This window comes from Pseudomonas argentinensis (assembly GCF_001839655.2).
GTDB classification, from domain to species: Bacteria; Pseudomonadota; Gammaproteobacteria; order Pseudomonadales; family Pseudomonadaceae; genus Aquipseudomonas; species Aquipseudomonas argentinensis_B.
This window is the reverse complement of the sequence record NZ_CP056087.1, coordinates 515,019-532,078: the sequence shown is the minus strand read 5'-3', so window position 1 is coordinate 532,078 and position 17,060 is coordinate 515,019. Positions and strand designations below refer to the sequence as shown.

Below are 17,060 nucleotides of genomic sequence, written 5' to 3'. Positions count from 1 at the left end.
GCTCTTTACGGCTGTGGATAACTGCGCGGCGTGTACACCCACTCGCCGCCGTCGCGCCGCGGAAAACGCCGGGTCTGGCTGGAGCCGATGATCACCAGGGTGCGCATGTCGACCATCTCCGGTATCAGCTCGCCGAGGCTGAGTACCCGCAGCGCTTCGGCGGGGCGGCCGATATCGCGGCCGAGCACCACCACGGTGTGGGGCGCCCGATGCGTGCGGACGATGTCCAGGGCGCGGCCGAGCTGCCAGGGGCGAGCCTTGGAGATCGGGTTGTAGAAGGCCATGGCCAGGTCGGCGGCGCCGGCGTGGTCGAGGCGGTTTTCGATCACCGCCCAGGGCTTGAGGTTGTCCGAGAGGGAGATCAGGCAGAAGTCATGGCCCAGCGGCGCGCCGGCCTTGGCCGCGGTGGCCAGGGCTGCGGAGACGCCGGGTAGCACTTCCAGCTCGACGGCATGCCAGTCGGCGGGTGCAGCGCGCTCTTCCAAGGCTTCCAGCACCGCCGCCGCCATGGCGAAAACGCCGGGGTCGCCGGAGGAGATCACCACCACGCGGCGACCGCTGGCGGCCAGTTCGAAGGCGTGGCGGGCGCGCTGCAGTTCCTCGCGGTTGTCGCTGCAATGGCGCACCTGATCGTCGCGCAGCGGCTCGGCCATCTTCACGTAGGTTTCGTAGCCGAGCAGGTCCTGGGCTTCATCCAGGGCGCGGCGTACCGCGGGGGTCATATGTTCGGCGGCGCCGGGGCCCAGGCCGATCACGCTCAGGCGCCCGAGTGGGCGGCCAATGTTCTGTGCAGCTTCGGGGGATGCGGCCTGCAGCAGCTGCAGGTTTTCGCTGCGCTGCAGCTGAGGCGGCAGCGCATCCTCAGGGCGGATAAAACGGAGCGGTACGGCGAACTCGGCGGCGACCTGAGCCAGGTGTTTGTCGGTCATCAGCGCTGGCGGCGCGAGCAGGGCGGCGAGGGATTTCTGCGCCAGGCCAGCCTGTTCGAACGCCTGGCCGATTCGCGCAGCGAGATCGTCCGCGCTGTCGACCAGGGCCAGCAGCGTGCGGGGATGAATCAGCAGTTCGTCCGGCCGCGCTGCGCGTTGCGAGGGAGTGATATGCAGGGTGCGCCCGCCATTGTCGGCCATCGGCAGCTTGCCCCGATCCAGCCAGGGCGCGTTACCCTCGATGCGCAGGCGCTCACCGCCGAGCAGATCGGAAACGAAACGTTTGCCCTGCTCGATATCGGCCAGGGCGTAGCCGCCTGGCGGGTCGAGCAGGCAGGTGCCGAAGCGCAGTTCGCCGCTGGTGGTGATCGCCGCGCTGACCTCTAGCGCCGTGGCAATCTCCCGGGCCATGCGGTTGACCCCACCCAGGCCACCGAGCAGCGGCACCACCGCGCTGCCGTCTTCGGCCACCGCCAGCACGGGTGGCTCGGCGCCCTTGCTGGCGAGCAGCGACGCCAGGCTGCGGATCACGATACCGGCGGCGCACAGGGCGATGATCGGCGCGCCGCTGCGGTACAGGTTGCGCAGGGTGTCGCCGAAGTCGGCGTAGGCCTGATCGGCCTCGATCCGGCCACTCAGGCCGTGGATCACTGCCTGTGGATAAAGCGCCTGGATGCGCCGGGCGGTGGCCAGCGCGGAGGGGCCGAGGATGACGATGGCAGGGGAAAGGGTCATGGGGATTCCAGATTCAACATGCAGGAGAGGGCGCGGCTCAACCGCGCCACTTCTCGCCCGGCACCACGATCATCGAAAAATACGGCGAGGCCATCGGCTCGACTTCATCGAGCGGCACGATGCGCTGGTTGGCCATGGTCGCCCGTTCCACGTAATGGGCGCGGTCGTGCATGCCGAGGCTCTGCAGCACGCGGCGCACCTTCTCGAAGTTGCGGCCGAGCTTCATCACCACGGCGGCTTCGGCGCCCTGCAGGCGCTCGCGCAGTTCGTCCTCGGGCAGCACGCCGGAGAGTACCGACAGGCTCTGGTTGCGGTACACCAGCGGCACGCCGAGCACTGCCGCACTGCCGAGCATCGAGCAGACGCCAGGAATCACCTCGGCCTCGTAGCGCTCGGCGAGGCGGTCGTGCAGATACATGTAGGAGCCGTAGAAGAACGGGTCACCTTCGCAGATCACCGCCACGTCGCGGCCGGCATCCAGGTGGGCGGCGATCTGCGCCGCGCAGGTGTCGTAGAAGTCGCTGATCACGCCTTCGTAGGTCAGCGGCGGTTCGAGCTTTTCGGTGGTGACCGGGTAGACCAGCGGCAGGCGCTGCTGGCTTTCATCCAGATGCGCCTCGATGATACCGAAGGCATTGCCGCCCTGGCCGACGTTGGCCTTGGCCTTGGCCACGAAATAGCCGACCACCGGCGCCGCTTTCAGCAAACGCAGGGCCTTGAGGGTGATCAGCTCCGGGTCGCCCGGGCCTACGCCCAGGCCGATCAGGCGGCCTTTGCCGGGGAGGTCCATACCGTTCATCACTCGACCTCCGTCGCCAGGGCATTGATCGCCGCGGCGGCCATGGCGCTGCCCCCGCGGCGGCCCTGGACGATCACGTAGGGCACGCCATGCTCGGCATAAGTGGCAGCAAGCAGGTCCTTGGATTCGGCGGCACCGACGAAACCGACCGGGAAGCCGAGAATCAACGCCGGCTTGGGCGCACCCGCGGCGAGCATATCGAGCAGGTAGAACAGCGCCGTCGGTGCATTGCCGATCACCACCACCGAGCCTTCCAAGTGCTCGCGCCAGTGTTCCAGGGCCACCGCCGAGCGGGTGTTGCCCAACCGTTTGGCCAGTTCCGGTACGCCGGCATCGTTGAGGGTGCAGATCACCGGGTTGGCGGCCTGCAGCCGTGCACGGGTCACGCCTTCGGCGACCATGCGTGCGTCGCAGAGAATCGTCGCGCCCTTGGCCAGCGCTTCACGCCCGGCGGTACCGGCGCCCGGCGAGAAGCGCAGATCCTGCACCACATCGACCATGCCACAGGCGTGGATGACCCGCACCGCGAGCTTCTCCAGATCAGCCGGAATGCCGCTCAGGTCGGCCTCGGCACGAATGATGGCGAAGGAATTGCGATAGATCGCCTGACCATCGCGGATGTAATCGGTCATCGGGTGAAACTCCGGGTAGCGGTGAGCGAGGCCAGCAATTCGGCGGCCTCGTCAGGTGTCAGGTGGAGGCCCAGCAACTGGCCGAAGCCCGTGCCGAGGGGCTGGCGGGCGAACAGGTCGTAACGACCCTCGGCCACCGCCAGCAAGGTGAAGGGCGCGCGGTGGGCGGCGGCGCAGGAGCGGCTGCAGCCAGTGAGGTGAATGCCCGGCTGCTCGCTGCCAGCGGGTAGCCGTTCGGCCAGGCGCAGGGCATCGACCTTGGTGTCGGCCAAGCCCTTGGCGCAACCGCTGGCGCCGGTGCAGGCGATGATGCGGGCCAGCGGCGCGGCGGCATCGGTCAACAGGCCCAGCGCATGCAGGCTGTGGATAACCCCATCGGCAGCCGCCTCGGGAACATTGGGCAGCAACACGCTCTGCCAGGGCGTCAGGCGCAGGGCGCCATCGCCATGACGGCGGGCGAGATCCGCCAGGCCGGCCAGCTGTTCGGCCTCCAGCCGACCGAGCACGGTGGCGGCGCCGATATGCACGAGACCCGGCTGGCGCTGCCCCTTGATGCCGAGATGGGCATTGGCTTGCGCCGGGGGCCGGCGCCAATTGCCGGCCGGCAGCAGCGCATCCTCCAGCCGTGCCTGCAGACGCTGCAGCAGCTCGGCAGGCGAATGGATTTCCAGCAGATGGCGCATGCGTGCCTGCTCGGGCGTGGCCAGCTCCAGGAACAGATCGAGCAGGGCGATGATCAGCTTATGAGCCAGGGCTTGGGGCACCACAGCCAGCGCGGGTGCATCCTTTGCCGTGACCGGCGGGCAACCGGCCAGGCCGAAGGCATAGCCGATCCCATCTCCGAGGGTAAGGGCGCTGAGCCAGATATCGTGGGGGTGTTCGAGCATCGCCAGGCGTTCGCCGCCGTCGAGCAGCAGGGCGAACTTCGGTGACAGGGCATGCAGGCGCGGAGAGTTTTCCAGGGTGGCCAGCAGCTCGGCAGCCAGTGGCGAGCTATCCACAAGTGCCTGCGGATCGAGGCCGGCGGCCGGGCTGACCATCAGATTGCGTACGTCATCGGCACCGGGTGTGTTGGGCCCCAGGCCGGCGTCCAGCAGCTCGGTTATCAGTGCGTCTTCGCGGCCTACCCGGATACCGCGAATCTGCAGGTTGCCGCGGTTGGTGGCTTCGATCACCCCGCCGGCATGCTGCAGCGCCGCCCTGGCGACGCGCTCGGCCTGCTCGGCTTCGAGGCGACCACAGGGCAGCTTGATGCGGCAGATGCCGCCATCCTTCGCCTGCACGATACGCAGCAACCCCGGACAGGCCGAGGGGCGAACAGCAGTGGACGGAATGCGAAAAGCCTGTTTCAACGGATCACCGGGGTCGGGTCACATGGGCATCCGTTCGAGGACAGGCCAGAGAAGGGTCAGCTTCTCTCACCGGGACACCCCGTCCGGTGTGGGCACATGCGACTGAATCGGTCGGCAGGTCTCCTGGCTCGCAGGTCATGGCGCCTGGCCGGCCTTCCCGGTTTCCCAGTGGCGATTGGCGCAGGCGCTCGCTGCTACAGTTGCGGGGGCAGCCACGGCTGAAACCTGCCCAATATCTGCTGCGCGTCGGCCCTGCTGCGTTGCAGGGCGCTAGCTCGCTAGCTATTGAACAGGTTTTCTCGTGTTCCCTCTTAGGCCCGCTTTTGCTCACATGTAGCCGCTGGGCACCGACAGAGGCGCTATTATGCCCGCTTTGCCCGCCGGGATGAAAAGCCGCCTCGTCGGATGGTAGCCATGCCCTACGAATCGCGGGCCTGAGTAGGGTGGACAACGCTGTTTTTGTCCACCAGGTGCACTCGTTCAGCAGCGGACGCGAAGCGTCCTGAGCGGCATTCCCACGCAGACGTAGGGTGGACGACGCTCCATCCGTCCACCGTTCCAGCATTGCAAAGGTGGACAAGAAGAGCATTGTCCACCCTACGGAAAGCACGCTGGTTCTTTATGGCGAATGAGTACGGGTAGTTCTGATTAATGAGGAAAAACGCATGACCCCCTGGCTGACCGTCGTGGGCATTGGTGAAGACGGCTACCCCGGCCTCGGCAAGGCGGCGCGGCATGCGTTGCTGGCGGCCGAGCAGGTGGTCGGCAGCGAGCGCCAGTTGGCGCTGTTGCCCCCTTGCATCCGTGCCACGCGCCTACCCTGGCCAAAGCCGTTTTCCCTGGTGCCGGTGCTCGAGAGGCGCGGTACACTGGTGTGCTTACTGGCCAGCGGTGATCCGATGTTGTTTGGCGTGGGCGCCAGCCTGGCCCGCGAGCTGGAGCCGGGTGAGCTGCGCATTCTGCCGGCGCCGTCGTCCGCTTCCCTGGCGGCGGCGCGCCTGGGCTGGCCGCTGCAGGGCTGCACGCTGGTGTCCCTGGTTGCCAGGCCGCTGGCGGCGTTGCAGGCGCAGATCCACCCCGGCGTGCGTCTGCTGGTGCTGAGCAACGATGGCGACAGCCCGGCCGCCATCGCCGAATTGCTCCGTGAACGGGGCTTTGGCCCCAGCCGGCTGAGCGTGTTCGAGCACCTGGGTGGCGAGCGCGAGCGACGTATCGACGGGTTGGCCAACGGCTGGTTCCTGGCGCGCGCAGCGGATCTCAACCTGGTGGCCATCGAGTGCCTCGCCGGCGATGAAGCCAAGCGCCTGCCGCTGACGCCTGGCCTGCCGGACGACGCCTATCGCCACGACGGCCAACTGACCAAGCGCGACGTGCGCGCCATCACCCTGTCGCGCCTGGCGCCATCGCCCGGCGAGCTGCTCTGGGATGTCGGCGCCGGCTGCGGCTCCATCGGTATCGAGTGGATGCGCGTGCACTCCAGCTGCCGCGCCATCGCCATCGAGGGCAATGAAGGGCGCCAGGCCCATATCGCCCATAACCGTGATGCCTTAGGCGTACCGGGCCTGCAACTGGTGGCCGGGCGGGCGCCCGAGGCGCTGGGGGGATTGGCTGCGCCAGATGCGATCTTTATCGGCGGCGGCGTCACCACAGCGGGTGTGCTGGAGCGCTGCTGGCAGGCGCTCAAGCCCGGCGGCCGGCTGGTGGCCAATGCGGTGACCCTGCAGAGCGAGGCGGCGCTGATCGCCTTTCGCGGCAAGCAGGGCGGCGAGCTGACCCGTATCGAGGCGGCCCAGGCCAAACCTCTGGGCGGCTTCGATACCTGGCGCGGCGCACTGCCGATCACCCTGCTCGAGGTCCACAAGCCACGATGAGCCGCACCCTGTTGCTGGGCGGCATCGGCGAAGCGCTGGGTCTCGCCCGTCGTCTCGGCCCCGAACATATCTACAGCCTGGCCGGACTGGGCAAGGTGCCTGGGGATCTGACCTGCCAGGTGCGCGTTGGTGGCTTTGGCGGTGCCGAGGGGCTGGGCGACTTTATCCACAGGGCGGGCATCGAGCTGCTGGTCGATGCTACCCATCCATATGCCGCGCGGATCAGCCGCAACGCGGCCCGCGCCGCCGCACAGGCCGGCATTCCCTGCTGGGCGCTGCGGCGGCCGGGCTGGATGGCATCACCCGGCGATGACTGGCGTGAGGTGTTCGACTGGCCCTCGTTGATCGCCGCCCTGGCCGCCTTTCGGCGGCCGCTGTTCACCCTGGGCCGCGAGCCGCTGGAGCATCTGCACGAGATTCCCGCCCATCAGCACTGGACGGTACGTTGCCTGCAAAGCCAGCCGGCCAGCGAGCGGGCCGAGGTAATCGGAGCACGTGGGCCGTTCAGCCTCGAGGACGAGCGCGCGCTGTTCGCGCGGCTGAACTGCGACGTGCTGGTCAGCAAGAACAGCGGCAGCGCGGCCACCGAACACAAGCTGCAGGTCGCCCGCGAACGTGGCGTGCCGGTGCTGGTGTTGCAGCGGCCGGCGTTGCCCGCGGTGGATCGCGAGTTCGCCGAGCCCGAGACGCTGTGGCAGGCGTTGCTGGATATTGGCGTAACCAACTCAACCAACCCGTAGGCCCTGGTAGAGCGCAGCGAAACCCGGGAAGCCATTTCGATAGATGCGCGAATCCACAGGCCATCCTGGGTATTGCTGCGCTCAACCAGGCTACGAAGCCCCGTCCGCCGTGACACTGTTAAACTGCCGCACTTTTTGCGGAGCCCGACCATGACTGCCAAGCCTTATGCCCAGGTGCTGTTCGCCGGCCCGGACCTGCTCGACGGCTCGTTCGCCGAGCTGTTTCGTGCCCGCCTAGTCGCGCTGCGTGGCGAGCCGGCGCTGGCCGATATCGTCGATACCGGTACGGGTTATGACAGCCTCTGGCAGCGGGTGGGCGAGGGCAGCGGCACGCTGCTGGTGATCGACCTGGAGCCGCAGAGCAGCAGCCAGCATGTCGACTGGCTGCGCAGCGAGCTGGCCTGCAAGACCGATCCCCAGCGGGTATTCGTCGCCAGCCTGTTCGGTCAGCTGGATGCCGATGCAGCCGGCGCCGCCTGCGCGCTGGTCGAGCGGCCCGAGCTGCACCTGGGCTGCGTCGAGGTGCCGGCGCTGCCGGGCAGTCACGCCTGGTCGAAGATTCCCGCCCACGAGTACCGCGTGCTGCTCTGCAATGGCCCGCGCTGCACCCGGCGCGGCGCCTTGCCGCTGTGGAAAAAACTGCGCGAGCAGGTCAAGGCGGCCGGCAAACTGGAGTGCGGGGGCGGCGTGCATATCACCCGTACGCAATGCCAGTTCCCCTGCGACCAGGGCCCGACCCTGACGGTTTATCCACAGGGGCACTGGTATCGGGTGCGCAGCGAGGCGGACGTGGTGCGCCTGGTCGACGAGCAGCTGGTCGCCGGCCGTGTGGTGCCCGAGCTGCTGATGGCGCGGCCCTGAGCGGTATTGCCCGTAGCCTGGGTCGAGCGCAGCGATACCCGGGTCGCCAGGGCATCCCGAATTTTTTGCCCCGGGTCACGCCGGCGGCTAACCCGGGCTACGGCCGTTGGCATCGGCTGCTCGCCCTGCGCGCATTTCGGGCTAACATGCGGGCATCATAAGAATTCGAGTCATGCATGACCGCCCTGTTTCTGCGCTATCGCATCGTTGCCATCGTGCTGCTGGTGATCGTCGGCCTGGCCGCCAGCCTGTGGCTGGCCAGCCGCTACGCCGAGCAGCGCGCCTGGGAAGATCGCAGCAGCGAGGCCCACGGCCAGCTGCAGCTCTACGCGCAATCGATCCAGACCCTGGTCGATCGCTTCCGTTCGGTGCCGCAGCTGCTTGCGATGGACAGCGACATCCAGGCGCTACTGCACGCGCCGGATGACCCGCAGTTGCGCGACAAGCTCAATCGCCGTTTCGAGCTGCTCAACGCCGCCGCTGGCGCCAGTGTGCTGTACCTGATCGACCGCAATGGCCAGACCCTGGCGGCCAGCAACTGGAACGAGTGGAGCAGCTTCGTGGGCAACAACTACGGCTTTCGCCCTTACTTCCAGGACGCCTTGCATCGCACGTCGGGCCGTTATTTCGCGGTCGGGGTGACCACCGGGGTGCCGGGTTACTTCCTGTCCCATGCGGTGTACGACGACAGCGGCGCGGTAATTGGTGTGCTGGTGGTCAAGCTCGAGCTCGAGGAATTGCAGCGCGAATGGGTCGGCCAGCCCGGCGTGCTGCTGGTTGCCGACAGCTATGGCGTGGTGATTCTCAGCAGCCGCCCGGCCTGGCGGTTCCGGGCGCTGGAAGAGCTCGACGCGCTGGATCAGGCCGAGCTGGTGGAGGTCCGCAAATATGCGGAGCGCCCGCTCGAGCGGCTGGCCAGGCAGCCGGGGCGCAGTTTCGATGGTGATGCCGACTGGATGATCATCGATGGCCCCGATGGTCGGCACAACTACCTGTGGCAACGCCAGGATCTGGCCAGCGAGGCCTGGACGTTGCACCTGCTGATCAAGGAAGACAGCCTCGGCGACACCGCTCGCAGCTATCGCCTGGCCGCGGCGGGCGTGTGGCTGACCTTGGTGTTTCTGGTGTTGTTCCTGTTCCAGCGGCGCAAGAACCAGCGGTTGCAGGCCAGTATCCGGGAAAACCTCGAGCGTGAGGTGACGCTGCGTACCGCCGAGCTTCGTGAGGCCCAGGAGGGCCTGGTGCATGCCGCGAAAATGGCCGCGCTGGGGCAGATGTCGGCGGCCATGGCCCATGAGATCAATCAACCGTTGACGGCCATCCAGATGCACCTGAGCAGCCTTGGCCTGCTGCTCGACAACGGCCGTGAGCGCGATGTACGCAGCGGGCTGGCACGCATCGATGGTCTGCTGCAGCGCATGGCCAGCCTCACCAGCCACCTGAAGACCTTTGCCCGCAAGAGCCCGGCCGGGCTCAGCGAACGGCTGTTGCTCAGCGACGTGCTGGAGCAGGCACTGATGCTGCTGGCGCCGCGCCTGCGCAGCGAACAGGTCGAGTTGGTGCGCGAAGTGGGCAGCGAAGCCTGGGTCCGTGGCGATGCCATCCGTTTGGAGCAGGTGATCCTCAATCTGCTCAACAATGCCCTGGATGCCATGCTCGACCGCCCCGAGCGGCGGCTAGGCGTGCAGATCGATGTTCAGGACGAGCAGTGCGTGATGCGCATCAGCGACAGCGGCGGCGGTATCGCCGAAGCGAATCTGGGCCGGGTGTTCGAGCCGTTCTTCACCACCAAACCGGTGGGCGAGGGCCTGGGCCTCGGTCTGGCGATTTCCTACGGGATCGTGCGCGATCTGGGCGGTAATCTGGAGGCTGCCAATGGCGCCCCAGGGGCGGTCTTTACCCTGCGGCTGCCCAAGGCATGAGTGATTGCAGGCGCAGTGGCTCGTTCGATCATGCATGGCGCTCGCTGCCACGCGGGTGCGGCCGTGGCGTTACACTGCGGCGTTGAGCCAGGAGGTGGTATGGGTGGTCAGGTGATCGTCGTCGACGATGAAGCCGCGATTCGCGAGGCGGCGCAACAATGGCTGGAGTTGTCCGGTTTTAGCGTGCAGGTCTGCTCCAACGCCACGCAGGCGCTGGCATTGATCGATGTCGAGTTTCCCGGCGTGCTGATCAGCGATGTACGCATGCCCGGTACCGACGGCCTGCAGCTGCTGGCCAAGGTGGTCGAGTGCGATCGCGACCTGCCGGTGATCATGATCACCGGCCATGGTGACGTGCCCATGGCCGTGCAGGCGATCCAGCAGGGCGCCTACGACTTCATCGAAAAACCCTTCACCCCGGACCGGCTGCTCGACGTCGTGCGCCGCGCACTGGAGAAGCGCCGGCTGGTTTGCGAGAACCGCGCCCTGCGTCAGCAGTTCGGGCTCAAGGACGGCATCGCGGCACAGCTGCTTGGCGTATCGCGCCCCATGGAACGCCTGCGCCGGCAGATCATCGACCTGGCCGGTACGTCGGTGAACGTGCTGATCCGCGGCGAAACCGGCTCCGGCAAGGAGTGTGTGGCGCGCTGCCTGCACGACTTCAGCGAGCGCGCCGACAAGCCGTTCGTGGCGTTGAACTGCGCGGCGATTCCCGAGCACCTGTTCGAGAGTGAGCTGTTCGGCCATGAGAGCGGTGCCTTCACCGGCGCCCAGAGCAAGCGCATCGGCCGTATCGAGCATGCCCATGGCGGCACGCTGTTTCTGGACGAGGTGGAAAGCCTGCCGCTGGCGCAACAGGTCAAGCTGCTGCGCGTGTTGCAGGAAAAGACCCTGGAACGGCTGGGTTCCAACCGCAGTATTCGGGTCGACCTGCGGGTCATCAGTGCAGTGAAGCCGGACCTGCTCGACGAAGTGAAGGCCGGGCGCTTCCGTGAGGATCTACTCTATCGGCTGAATGTCGCGACCCTGCAGATTCCTCCGCTGCGCGAGCGCCGTGAGGACATCTCGCTGTTGTTCGAGCATTTCGCCGAAGAGGCTGCCCAGCGTCACGGTCGCACCCTGGAGCCGCTGACGCCTGCCGAGCTGGCCGCGTTGCTCGGCCATGCGTGGCCGGGCAACGTGCGCGAGCTGATCAACGCCGCCGAGCGCCATGCCCTGGGCCTCGGTGATAGCGCCTCCGAGGAGGGCAGCCACTCCCTCGCCGGGCAGATGGAAGCGTTCGAGGCGCAGTGCCTGCACAACGCCCTGCTGCGCTGCCGCGGTAGCATCCTGCAGACCATGGAGCTGCTGCAACTGCCACGCCGCACCCTCAACGAAAAGATGCAGCGCCATGGGCTGCAGCGCAGCACTTATCGTCCTGCGGGTAGTAGCGACGAGGATTGAGCCCGACTGATAGGCCTTACATCCTCACTGGTGGGCTGAAGCCCACCCTACGGTCAGGGTAGAAGCTGCGTAAGGCCGCTACCTGCAACTCTCTGTGGGCGCGGGCGGGGACGCCTAGTCCATGCCCGCGATTTTTCGCGCGCATGGCGCGCTCCCCACAGGTGATGCGCTGGGAGGCCAGCAACCTTGGTCACATCCCGGAGCGCGAAAACGCGCTTCGCATAAGCGGAATCCTGCCGATTGCCACTTGGCCAATAGGCGACCTTTCGCTGCTTTCTTTCTCCCCGTCATCCCGCCACCGCTCTGGCTCGCGGCTTTTCGCCAATGGCACGGCACCTGCTATGGCTGCGGGTAACCGGACATCCAGAACCGGCTCTCTGACAAGAATAATCACGGAGAAACACCCATGCGACTGACCAAGCGTTTCAGCCTTCTTGCCGCTGCCGCCGCCATTACCGCCAGCACGGCGGTGTTCGCCGCACCTACCTTCATCAACGTTCTGACCGGTGGTACCAGCGGGGTTTATTACCCGATTGGCGTGGCGCTCTCGCAGGTTTATGGCAACGGCATCGAGGGTTCGAAGACCTCGGTGCAGGCTACCAAGGCCTCGGTGGAAAACCTCAACCTGTTGCAGGCAGGGCGCGGTGAGCTGGCCTTTGCTCTGGGCGACTCGGTGGACGATGCCTGGAAGGGTGTCGAGGACGCCGGCTTCAAGGCGCCGCTGAAGAAGATCCGCGCCATCGCCGCCACCTACCCGAACTACATCCAGATTGTCGCCAGCAAGGAATCCGGCATCAAGACCCTGGAAGATCTCAAGGGCAAGCGCATCTCCGTCGGTGCGCCGAAGTCCGGCACCGAGCTCAACGCCCGGGCGATCTTCAAGGCCGCAGGCCTGAGCTACAAGGACATGGGCCGCGTCGAGTTCATGCCCTATGCCGAGTCGGTCGAGCTGATCAAGAACCGCCAGCTGGACGCCACCCTGCAGTCCTCCGGCCTGGGCATGGCCGCTATCCGCGACCTGGCGTCGATGGTGCCAATCACCTTCGTGGCGATTCCGGAAGAGGTGGTGACCAAGATCGGCAGCAGCGCCTACCAGGCCCGCGTCATTCCAGCCGGCACCTACGACGGTCAGGATCAGGACGTGCCGACCGCCGCCATCATCAACATTCTGGTCAGCCACGAAGGCGTCGACGACGAAGTGGCCTACCAGATGACCAAGCTGATGTTCGACAACCTGCCGCGCCTGGTCAATTCGCACTCGGCCGCCAAGGACATCAAACTGGAAACCGCCACCGAAGGGCTGCCGATTCCGCTGCACCCGGGGGCCGAGCGTTTCTACAAGGAAGCTGGCGTTCTGAAGTAACAGCCGAACCCTGGGGTGGGTCAGGCACCTGTCGGTGGCAGCCAGGCGCCGCCATGACGATGGTGCCGTAACCCGCCTTGGTCGCAACGCCGGCTACTACACGGTGGGTTACGGGACGCACGACTAATGCGCCGTGTTGCCGATGCGGCCATGCGTCACCCACCCCTGCCAACTTCGAATGCACCGGCCCATCTCCAGCTCCTCTTGCGTGAGGCACGACCTTCATGAGCGAACATCAAGGGCTCAACAGCAGCCCCAACGAATGGCCGAAGGCGTTGTTCTACACCGCCTTGCTGTTCTCCACGTATCAGATCATCACGGCGGCCTTCCACCCGGTGTCCAGTCAGGTGCTGCGCGCCGGGCATGTCGGCTTTCTGCTGCTGATGGTCTTTCTCTGCTACCCGGCCTTCGGCAAGGGCCGACCGAACCAGCCGCTGGCCTGGTTGCTGGGCCTTGCCGGCATGGCCACCTTCGCCTACCAGTGGGTTTTCGAAGGTGACCTGATTCAGCGTTCAGGCGACCTCACCCCCCTGGACATGGTCATCGGCGTCGGCCTGACGCTGCTCATCTTCGAGGCGGCACGACGGGTCATGGGTATCGCCCTGCCGCTGATCTGCGGATTGTTCCTGCTCTACGGCCTGTTCGGTGAATACCTGCCGGGCGATCTGGCGCACCGTGGCTATGGTTTCGACCAGATCATCAACCAGCTGGCCTTCGGCACCGAGGGCTTCTACGGCACGCCAACCTACGTGTCGGCGACCTACATCTTCCTGTTCATCCTGTTCGGTGCCTTTCTCGAGCAGGCTGGCATGATCAAGCTGTTCACCGATTTCGCCATGGGCCTGTTCGGCCACAAGCTGGGCGGCCCGGCCAAGGTGTCGGTGGCCTCATCTGCATTGATGGGCACCATCACCGGCTCGGGTGTGGCCAACGTGGTGACCACCGGGCAATTCACCATTCCGCTGATGAAGCGCTTCGGTTATCGCCCGGCCTTTGCCGGCGCGGTGGAAGCGACATCGAGCATGGGTAGCCAGATCATGCCGCCGGTGATGGGCGCCGTGGCGTTCATCATGGCCGAGACCATCAACGTACCGTACGTGGAAGTGGCCAAGGCGGCGCTGATTCCCGCGCTGCTGTATTTCGGCTCGGTGTTCTGGATGGTTCACCTGGAGGCCAAGAGCGCCAACCTGCGCGGCCTGCCGAAAGACCAGTGCCCCAGCGCCTGGGGAGCGGTGAAACAGCGCTGGTTCCTGCTGATCCCGCTGTTGGTACTGGTCTACCTGCTGTTCTCCGGGCGCACGCCGATGTTCTCCGGCACCGTGGGCCTGGCGCTCACCGCCATCGTGATCCTGGGCTCGGCGATCATCCTCAAGGTGTCGTCGAAGATCATGCGCATGGTGTTCTGGATAGCCCTGGGCATTCTCTGCGCGGGCTTCTTCCAACTCGGTATCGGCGTGGTGTTCGGGGTCATCGGCGCGCTGGTGGCGGTCTGCTGGTTCATCAAGGGCGGCCGGGAAACCCTGCAGGCCTGCGTGCACGCGCTGGCGGAAGGGGCGCGTCATGCGATTCCGGTCGGTATCGCCTGCGCCCTGGTGGGCGTCATCATCGGCGTGGTTTCGCTGACCGGGATCGCCACCACGTTCGCTGGCTACATTCTCGCCATCGGCCAGAACAACCTGTTCCTGTCGCTGGTGCTGACGATGATCACCTGCCTGATTCTCGGCATGGGCATCCCGACCATTCCCAACTACATCATCACCAGCGCCATTGCCGCGCCGGCGCTGCTGGACCTGGGGGTGCCGCTGATCGTCTCGCACATGTTCGTGTTCTATTTCGGCCTGATGGCCGACCTGACGCCGCCGGTGGCGCTGGCCTGTTTCGCAGCCGCACCCATCGCCAAGGAGAACGGCTTCAAGATCAGCCTGTGGGCGGTGCGCATCGCCGCCGCGGGCTTCGTGGTGCCGTTCATGGCCGTGTATGACCCGGCGCTGATGATGCAGGGCGACAGCTGGGGCGCGACCTTGTACATGTTCATCAAGAGTGTGTTCGCGGTCGGGCTGTGGGGCATGGCGGTGGTCGGCTACCTGAATATGCGTCTGGCCTGGTGGGAACGTATTTGGGCATTCGCCGCCGGTGTCGCGCTGATTCTGGCGATGCCGATCAGTGACGAGATCGGTTATGCCCTGGGCGCTCTGCTGATCGCTCAACACCTTTGGCGCGCGCGCCGCGTTGCCGTGGTCGCGGCTTGATCGGTCTATGCCTGGGGCTCGCCGGGACGGCATGGGCGACGTTGCCCTTGCCGTCCTTCACCCTGGCCTGGGACCACAGCATCGAGAAGATCCGCTGGGAGGAGGACTACCGCGTCACCCGGGCCGGGCTGCTGCTCGGCGAGGCGCGGGTACGCGGCAGCGGCGCCGGCATGGAGATTCCGGATGGCGCCGAACTGCGTGATGGCGCCTGGCGCTACCAACGCCAGCTGCCGCCGCTGCAACCGCTACGCCTCGGGCGCACGCCCGAGGCGGGCGACTACCAGCTGTGCGATGCGCAGGGCTGCAAACCCTTCAGCGAGTGGCTCGGGCCACCGACGGCGAGCCAGCCAGAGGTGGAGCTGTGGAGCTGTGAGAGTGGCCGCTCAGCAAATTCGTAGGAGGGGCTTTAGCCCCTCCTACAACGATATACGTGTTGCTCTAACCTGCAATCCCGCGCCTCATTTGTGCCAACTCCGCCCGCAACGCCTTCAACTCCTGAAGGATCATCTCCTCGCGCCGTACCCGCGCCTCGGCTTCAGGGTCAGGCCCCTGGGCATCCTCCATGGCGTTGACCAGTACCGCGATAAACAGATTGAGCATCATGAAGGTGGCGATCAGCACATAGGGGATGAAGAACAGCCAGGCCAGCGGGTAGACCTCCATGATTGGCCGCACCGTGCCGCTCGACCAGCTGTCCAGGGTCATCATCTGGAACAGCGAATACAGGCTGGCGCTCAGGCTGCCGAACCACTCGGGAAAGCGCTCGCCAAACAACTGCGTAGCCATCACCGCCGACACGTAGAAGATCAGCCCCATCAGCATGATGATGCTGCCCAGGCCGGGCAGCGAGGCGAGCAGCGCCTGCACCACCTTGCGCATGTTCGGGTTGATCGACACCAGGCGCAGCACCCTCAATACGCGCAAGGCACGCAGCACGCTGAACGGCCCGCTGGCCGGCACCAGGGCGATGCCCACCACGATGCAGTCGAATACCGCCCACGGATCGCGCAACAGACCAATGCCCCGGGCCGCGAAACGCAGCGCCAATTCGACCACGAACACCGCCAGGATGAACATATCCACAGGCAACAGCAGCCAGCCCCACTCGGCGACGATGTCCTTCGAGGTGAGCAGGCCGAGGATCGCGGCGTTGATCAGGATCAGCACGGTGATCAGGCGCTGCACGGGCTTGCCATCCATGACCTCGGCCAATTTCAGGCGCCAGGTGGTGCGCGAGGAGGATTGTGGGGCGTTCATGGCGGGCGTCGGTCGATATTCGGTTGGGTAGGAGGCTGACGATTCTAAGGTGTCCGCTTGACGGTGATCAGGCAGCAGAGGGGCTGCAGCTGGAGTTTCGAGTTACCCATTGTTTCAGCCGGGCAACCCTGGGGCGTTGTCGCCGGGAAGTATCCGGGGGCTGCGCTAGGGCCCCTGGGAGCGAAGCGTCAAACCGTACGGCTGGTGAACACCTTGAACAGATCGACCTCTTCGCTTTCCGGCGGGGCCAGGCGCAAACGCTGTTCGATATTCAGCAGGTGCTCCTCCATGCACCGCGTCGCCTGTTGAACATCGCCGTCGAGCAGCGCTGCGGCCAGGGCCTCGTGCTCGTTGTGCGAGCACTGGACGCCGCCGTGCTTCTCGTACAGGGCGATGATCAGCGAGCTACGGGCGATCAGGCCTTCGAGCATCTCGCCCAGCGTGCTGTTGCCGGCGATACGCGCCAGCAAGCGATGGAAGTCGCCCGACAGCCGGATGAACTCGGGTTTTGCCGGCTCATGACCAAGCGCCAGCTCGGCTTGCAGGTGCGCTTCGATGGCGCGCCGGTCAGCGGCCTGGGTGCGCTTGCAGGCTTCCTCGATCAGCGCCTTTTCGATCACCCGGCGGGCGGCGAACACTTCGCGGGCCTGTTGCGGCGTGGGTTCTTCGACGAAGGCGCCACGGTTCATCTCCAGGCGCACCAGCTTGAGGTGAGCCAGGTCGCGCAACGCACTGCGGATGTGATTGCGGTTGGCCTGGAACACCTCGACCAGGTTGAGTTCGGTCAGGCGGGTACCGGGCGGCAGACGCTGCTCGACGATGGCATCGTAGATCGCGTCATAGATGCGTTGCACTTCACGGATGACGTGACTGGCCATGGACGATGCTCATTTGCGTGGGAAGCCGG

14 protein-coding genes, 1 pseudogene and 1 riboswitch are annotated in these 17,060 nt (G+C 66.0%); of the genes and pseudogenes, 9 read left to right on the top strand and 6 right to left on the bottom strand.

Going from position 1 to position 17,060, the window contains the following annotated elements; genetic code table 11:
- Window positions 1–5: 5 nt before the first annotated feature.
- Genes cobJ through cobG form a run of 4 tightly spaced genes read right to left on the bottom strand, consistent with a single transcriptional unit; the run spans window position 6 to window position 4,447 of the window.
- Complete coding sequence (cobJ, locus tag SA190iCDA_RS02460) at window positions 6–1,664, bottom strand: precorrin-3B C(17)-methyltransferase (RefSeq protein WP_070884825.1); 1,659 nt, start codon at window positions 1,662–1,664, stop codon at window positions 6–8.
- A gap of 37 nt (window positions 1,665–1,701) precedes the next feature.
- Window positions 1,702–2,454, bottom strand: coding sequence for a precorrin-2 C(20)-methyltransferase (locus tag SA190iCDA_RS02455; RefSeq protein ID WP_070885252.1), 753 nt, complete (start codon window positions 2,452–2,454; stop codon window positions 1,702–1,704).
- Window positions 2,455–2,462: 8 nt separating this feature from the next.
- On the bottom strand, window positions 2,463–3,095 hold the full coding sequence (locus SA190iCDA_RS02450) for a precorrin-8X methylmutase (protein WP_070884824.1): 633 nt from the start codon (window positions 3,093–3,095) through the stop codon (window positions 2,463–2,465).
- Entirely contained in the window at window positions 3,092–4,447 is a 1,356-nt protein-coding gene (gene cobG, locus SA190iCDA_RS02445; RefSeq protein ID WP_070884823.1) for a precorrin-3B synthase, read from the bottom strand. Before cobG ends, SA190iCDA_RS02450 begins: the two co-directional genes overlap by 4 nt.
- A 95-nt stretch (window positions 4,448–4,542) precedes the next feature.
- A riboswitch (cobalamin riboswitch) is annotated at window positions 4,543–4,814 on the bottom strand.
- Window positions 4,815–5,112: 298 nt separating this feature from the next.
- Here cobG and cbiE point away from each other — a divergent pair.
- From cbiE to SA190iCDA_RS02405, 9 genes and pseudogenes are all read left to right on the top strand, one after another.
- On the top strand, window positions 5,113–6,318 hold the full coding sequence (gene cbiE, locus SA190iCDA_RS02440) for a precorrin-6y C5,15-methyltransferase (decarboxylating) subunit CbiE (protein WP_070884822.1): 1,206 nt from the start codon (window positions 5,113–5,115) through the stop codon (window positions 6,316–6,318).
- Entirely contained in the window at window positions 6,315–7,058 is a 744-nt protein-coding gene (locus SA190iCDA_RS02435) for a cobalt-precorrin-6A reductase (protein ID WP_070884821.1), read from the top strand. The genes cbiE and SA190iCDA_RS02435 overlap by 4 nt, the downstream gene beginning before the upstream one ends.
- Before the next feature lie 150 nt (window positions 7,059–7,208).
- Window positions 7,209–7,919, top strand: coding sequence for a 2Fe-2S ferredoxin (locus SA190iCDA_RS02430; RefSeq protein WP_070884820.1), 711 nt, complete (start codon window positions 7,209–7,211; stop codon window positions 7,917–7,919).
- A gap of 176 nt (window positions 7,920–8,095) precedes the next feature.
- A pseudogene (locus SA190iCDA_RS02425) lies at window positions 8,096–9,319 on the top strand (cache domain-containing protein); the annotation flags it as partial.
- Window positions 9,320–9,337: 18 nt separating this feature from the next.
- Window positions 9,338–9,841: a sensor histidine kinase gene (locus SA190iCDA_RS23295; RefSeq protein ID WP_419203878.1), complete on the top strand. Its 504-nt coding sequence runs from the start codon at window positions 9,338–9,340 to the stop codon at window positions 9,839–9,841.
- 99 nt (window positions 9,842–9,940) lie between these two features.
- Window positions 9,941–11,284 carry a sigma-54-dependent transcriptional regulator gene (locus SA190iCDA_RS02420; protein ID WP_070884818.1) on the top strand — a complete coding sequence of 448 codons (1,344 nt, stop codon included), beginning with the start codon at window positions 9,941–9,943 and terminating at the stop codon, window positions 11,282–11,284.
- Window positions 11,285–11,690: 406 nt separating this feature from the next.
- A complete protein-coding gene (locus SA190iCDA_RS02415; protein ID WP_070884817.1) occupies window positions 11,691–12,647 on the top strand; it encodes a TAXI family TRAP transporter solute-binding subunit in 957 nt (318 codons plus the stop codon).
- 224 nt (window positions 12,648–12,871) lie between these two features.
- On the top strand, window positions 12,872–14,896 hold the full coding sequence (locus tag SA190iCDA_RS02410) for a TRAP transporter permease (protein ID WP_070884816.1): 2,025 nt from the start codon (window positions 12,872–12,874) through the stop codon (window positions 14,894–14,896).
- On the top strand, window positions 14,893–15,294 hold the full coding sequence (locus tag SA190iCDA_RS02405) for a DUF1850 domain-containing protein (protein ID WP_070885251.1): 402 nt from the start codon (window positions 14,893–14,895) through the stop codon (window positions 15,292–15,294). Before SA190iCDA_RS02410 ends, SA190iCDA_RS02405 begins: the two co-directional genes overlap by 4 nt.
- A gap of 40 nt (window positions 15,295–15,334) precedes the next feature.
- On the opposite strand, the gene SA190iCDA_RS02400 is transcribed toward SA190iCDA_RS02405, so the two are convergent.
- Window positions 15,335–16,153 carry an ion transporter gene (locus SA190iCDA_RS02400; RefSeq protein WP_070884815.1) on the bottom strand — a complete coding sequence of 273 codons (819 nt, stop codon included), beginning with the start codon at window positions 16,151–16,153 and terminating at the stop codon, window positions 15,335–15,337.
- A gap of 188 nt (window positions 16,154–16,341) precedes the next feature.
- Window positions 16,342–17,031 (bottom strand): GntR family transcriptional regulator, encoded by a 690-nt coding sequence (locus SA190iCDA_RS02395; RefSeq protein WP_070884814.1) that lies wholly within the window; start codon window positions 17,029–17,031, stop codon window positions 16,342–16,344.
- Between the last annotated feature and the right edge of the window lie 29 nt (window positions 17,032–17,060).

What these genes read in the sequence shown, in the direction of transcription:
- cobJ (WP_070884825.1), bottom strand. Translation starts at nt 1,664, where the DNA reads ATGACCCTTTCCCCTGCCATCGTCATCCTCGGCCCCTCCGCGCTGGCC.
- SA190iCDA_RS02455 (WP_070885252.1), bottom strand. Translation starts at nt 2,454, where the DNA reads ATGGACCTCCCCGGCAAAGGCCGCCTGATCGGCCTGGGCGTAGGCCCG.
- SA190iCDA_RS02450 (WP_070884824.1), bottom strand. Translation starts at nt 3,095, where the DNA reads ATGACCGATTACATCCGCGATGGTCAGGCGATCTATCGCAATTCCTTC.
- cbiE (WP_070884822.1), top strand. Translation starts at nt 5,113, where the DNA reads ATGACCCCCTGGCTGACCGTCGTGGGCATTGGTGAAGACGGCTACCCC.
- SA190iCDA_RS02435 (WP_070884821.1), top strand. Translation starts at nt 6,315, where the DNA reads ATGAGCCGCACCCTGTTGCTGGGCGGCATCGGCGAAGCGCTGGGTCTC.
- SA190iCDA_RS02430 (WP_070884820.1), top strand. Translation starts at nt 7,209, where the DNA reads ATGACTGCCAAGCCTTATGCCCAGGTGCTGTTCGCCGGCCCGGACCTG.
- SA190iCDA_RS23295 (WP_419203878.1), top strand. Translation starts at nt 9,338, where the DNA reads ATGGCCAGCCTCACCAGCCACCTGAAGACCTTTGCCCGCAAGAGCCCG.
- SA190iCDA_RS02420 (WP_070884818.1), top strand. Translation starts at nt 9,941, where the DNA reads ATGGGTGGTCAGGTGATCGTCGTCGACGATGAAGCCGCGATTCGCGAG.
- SA190iCDA_RS02415 (WP_070884817.1), top strand. Translation starts at nt 11,691, where the DNA reads ATGCGACTGACCAAGCGTTTCAGCCTTCTTGCCGCTGCCGCCGCCATT.
- SA190iCDA_RS02410 (WP_070884816.1), top strand. Translation starts at nt 12,872, where the DNA reads ATGAGCGAACATCAAGGGCTCAACAGCAGCCCCAACGAATGGCCGAAG.
- SA190iCDA_RS02400 (WP_070884815.1), bottom strand. Translation starts at nt 16,153, where the DNA reads ATGAACGCCCCACAATCCTCCTCGCGCACCACCTGGCGCCTGAAATTG.
- SA190iCDA_RS02395 (WP_070884814.1), bottom strand. Translation starts at nt 17,031, where the DNA reads ATGGCCAGTCACGTCATCCGTGAAGTGCAACGCATCTATGACGCGATC.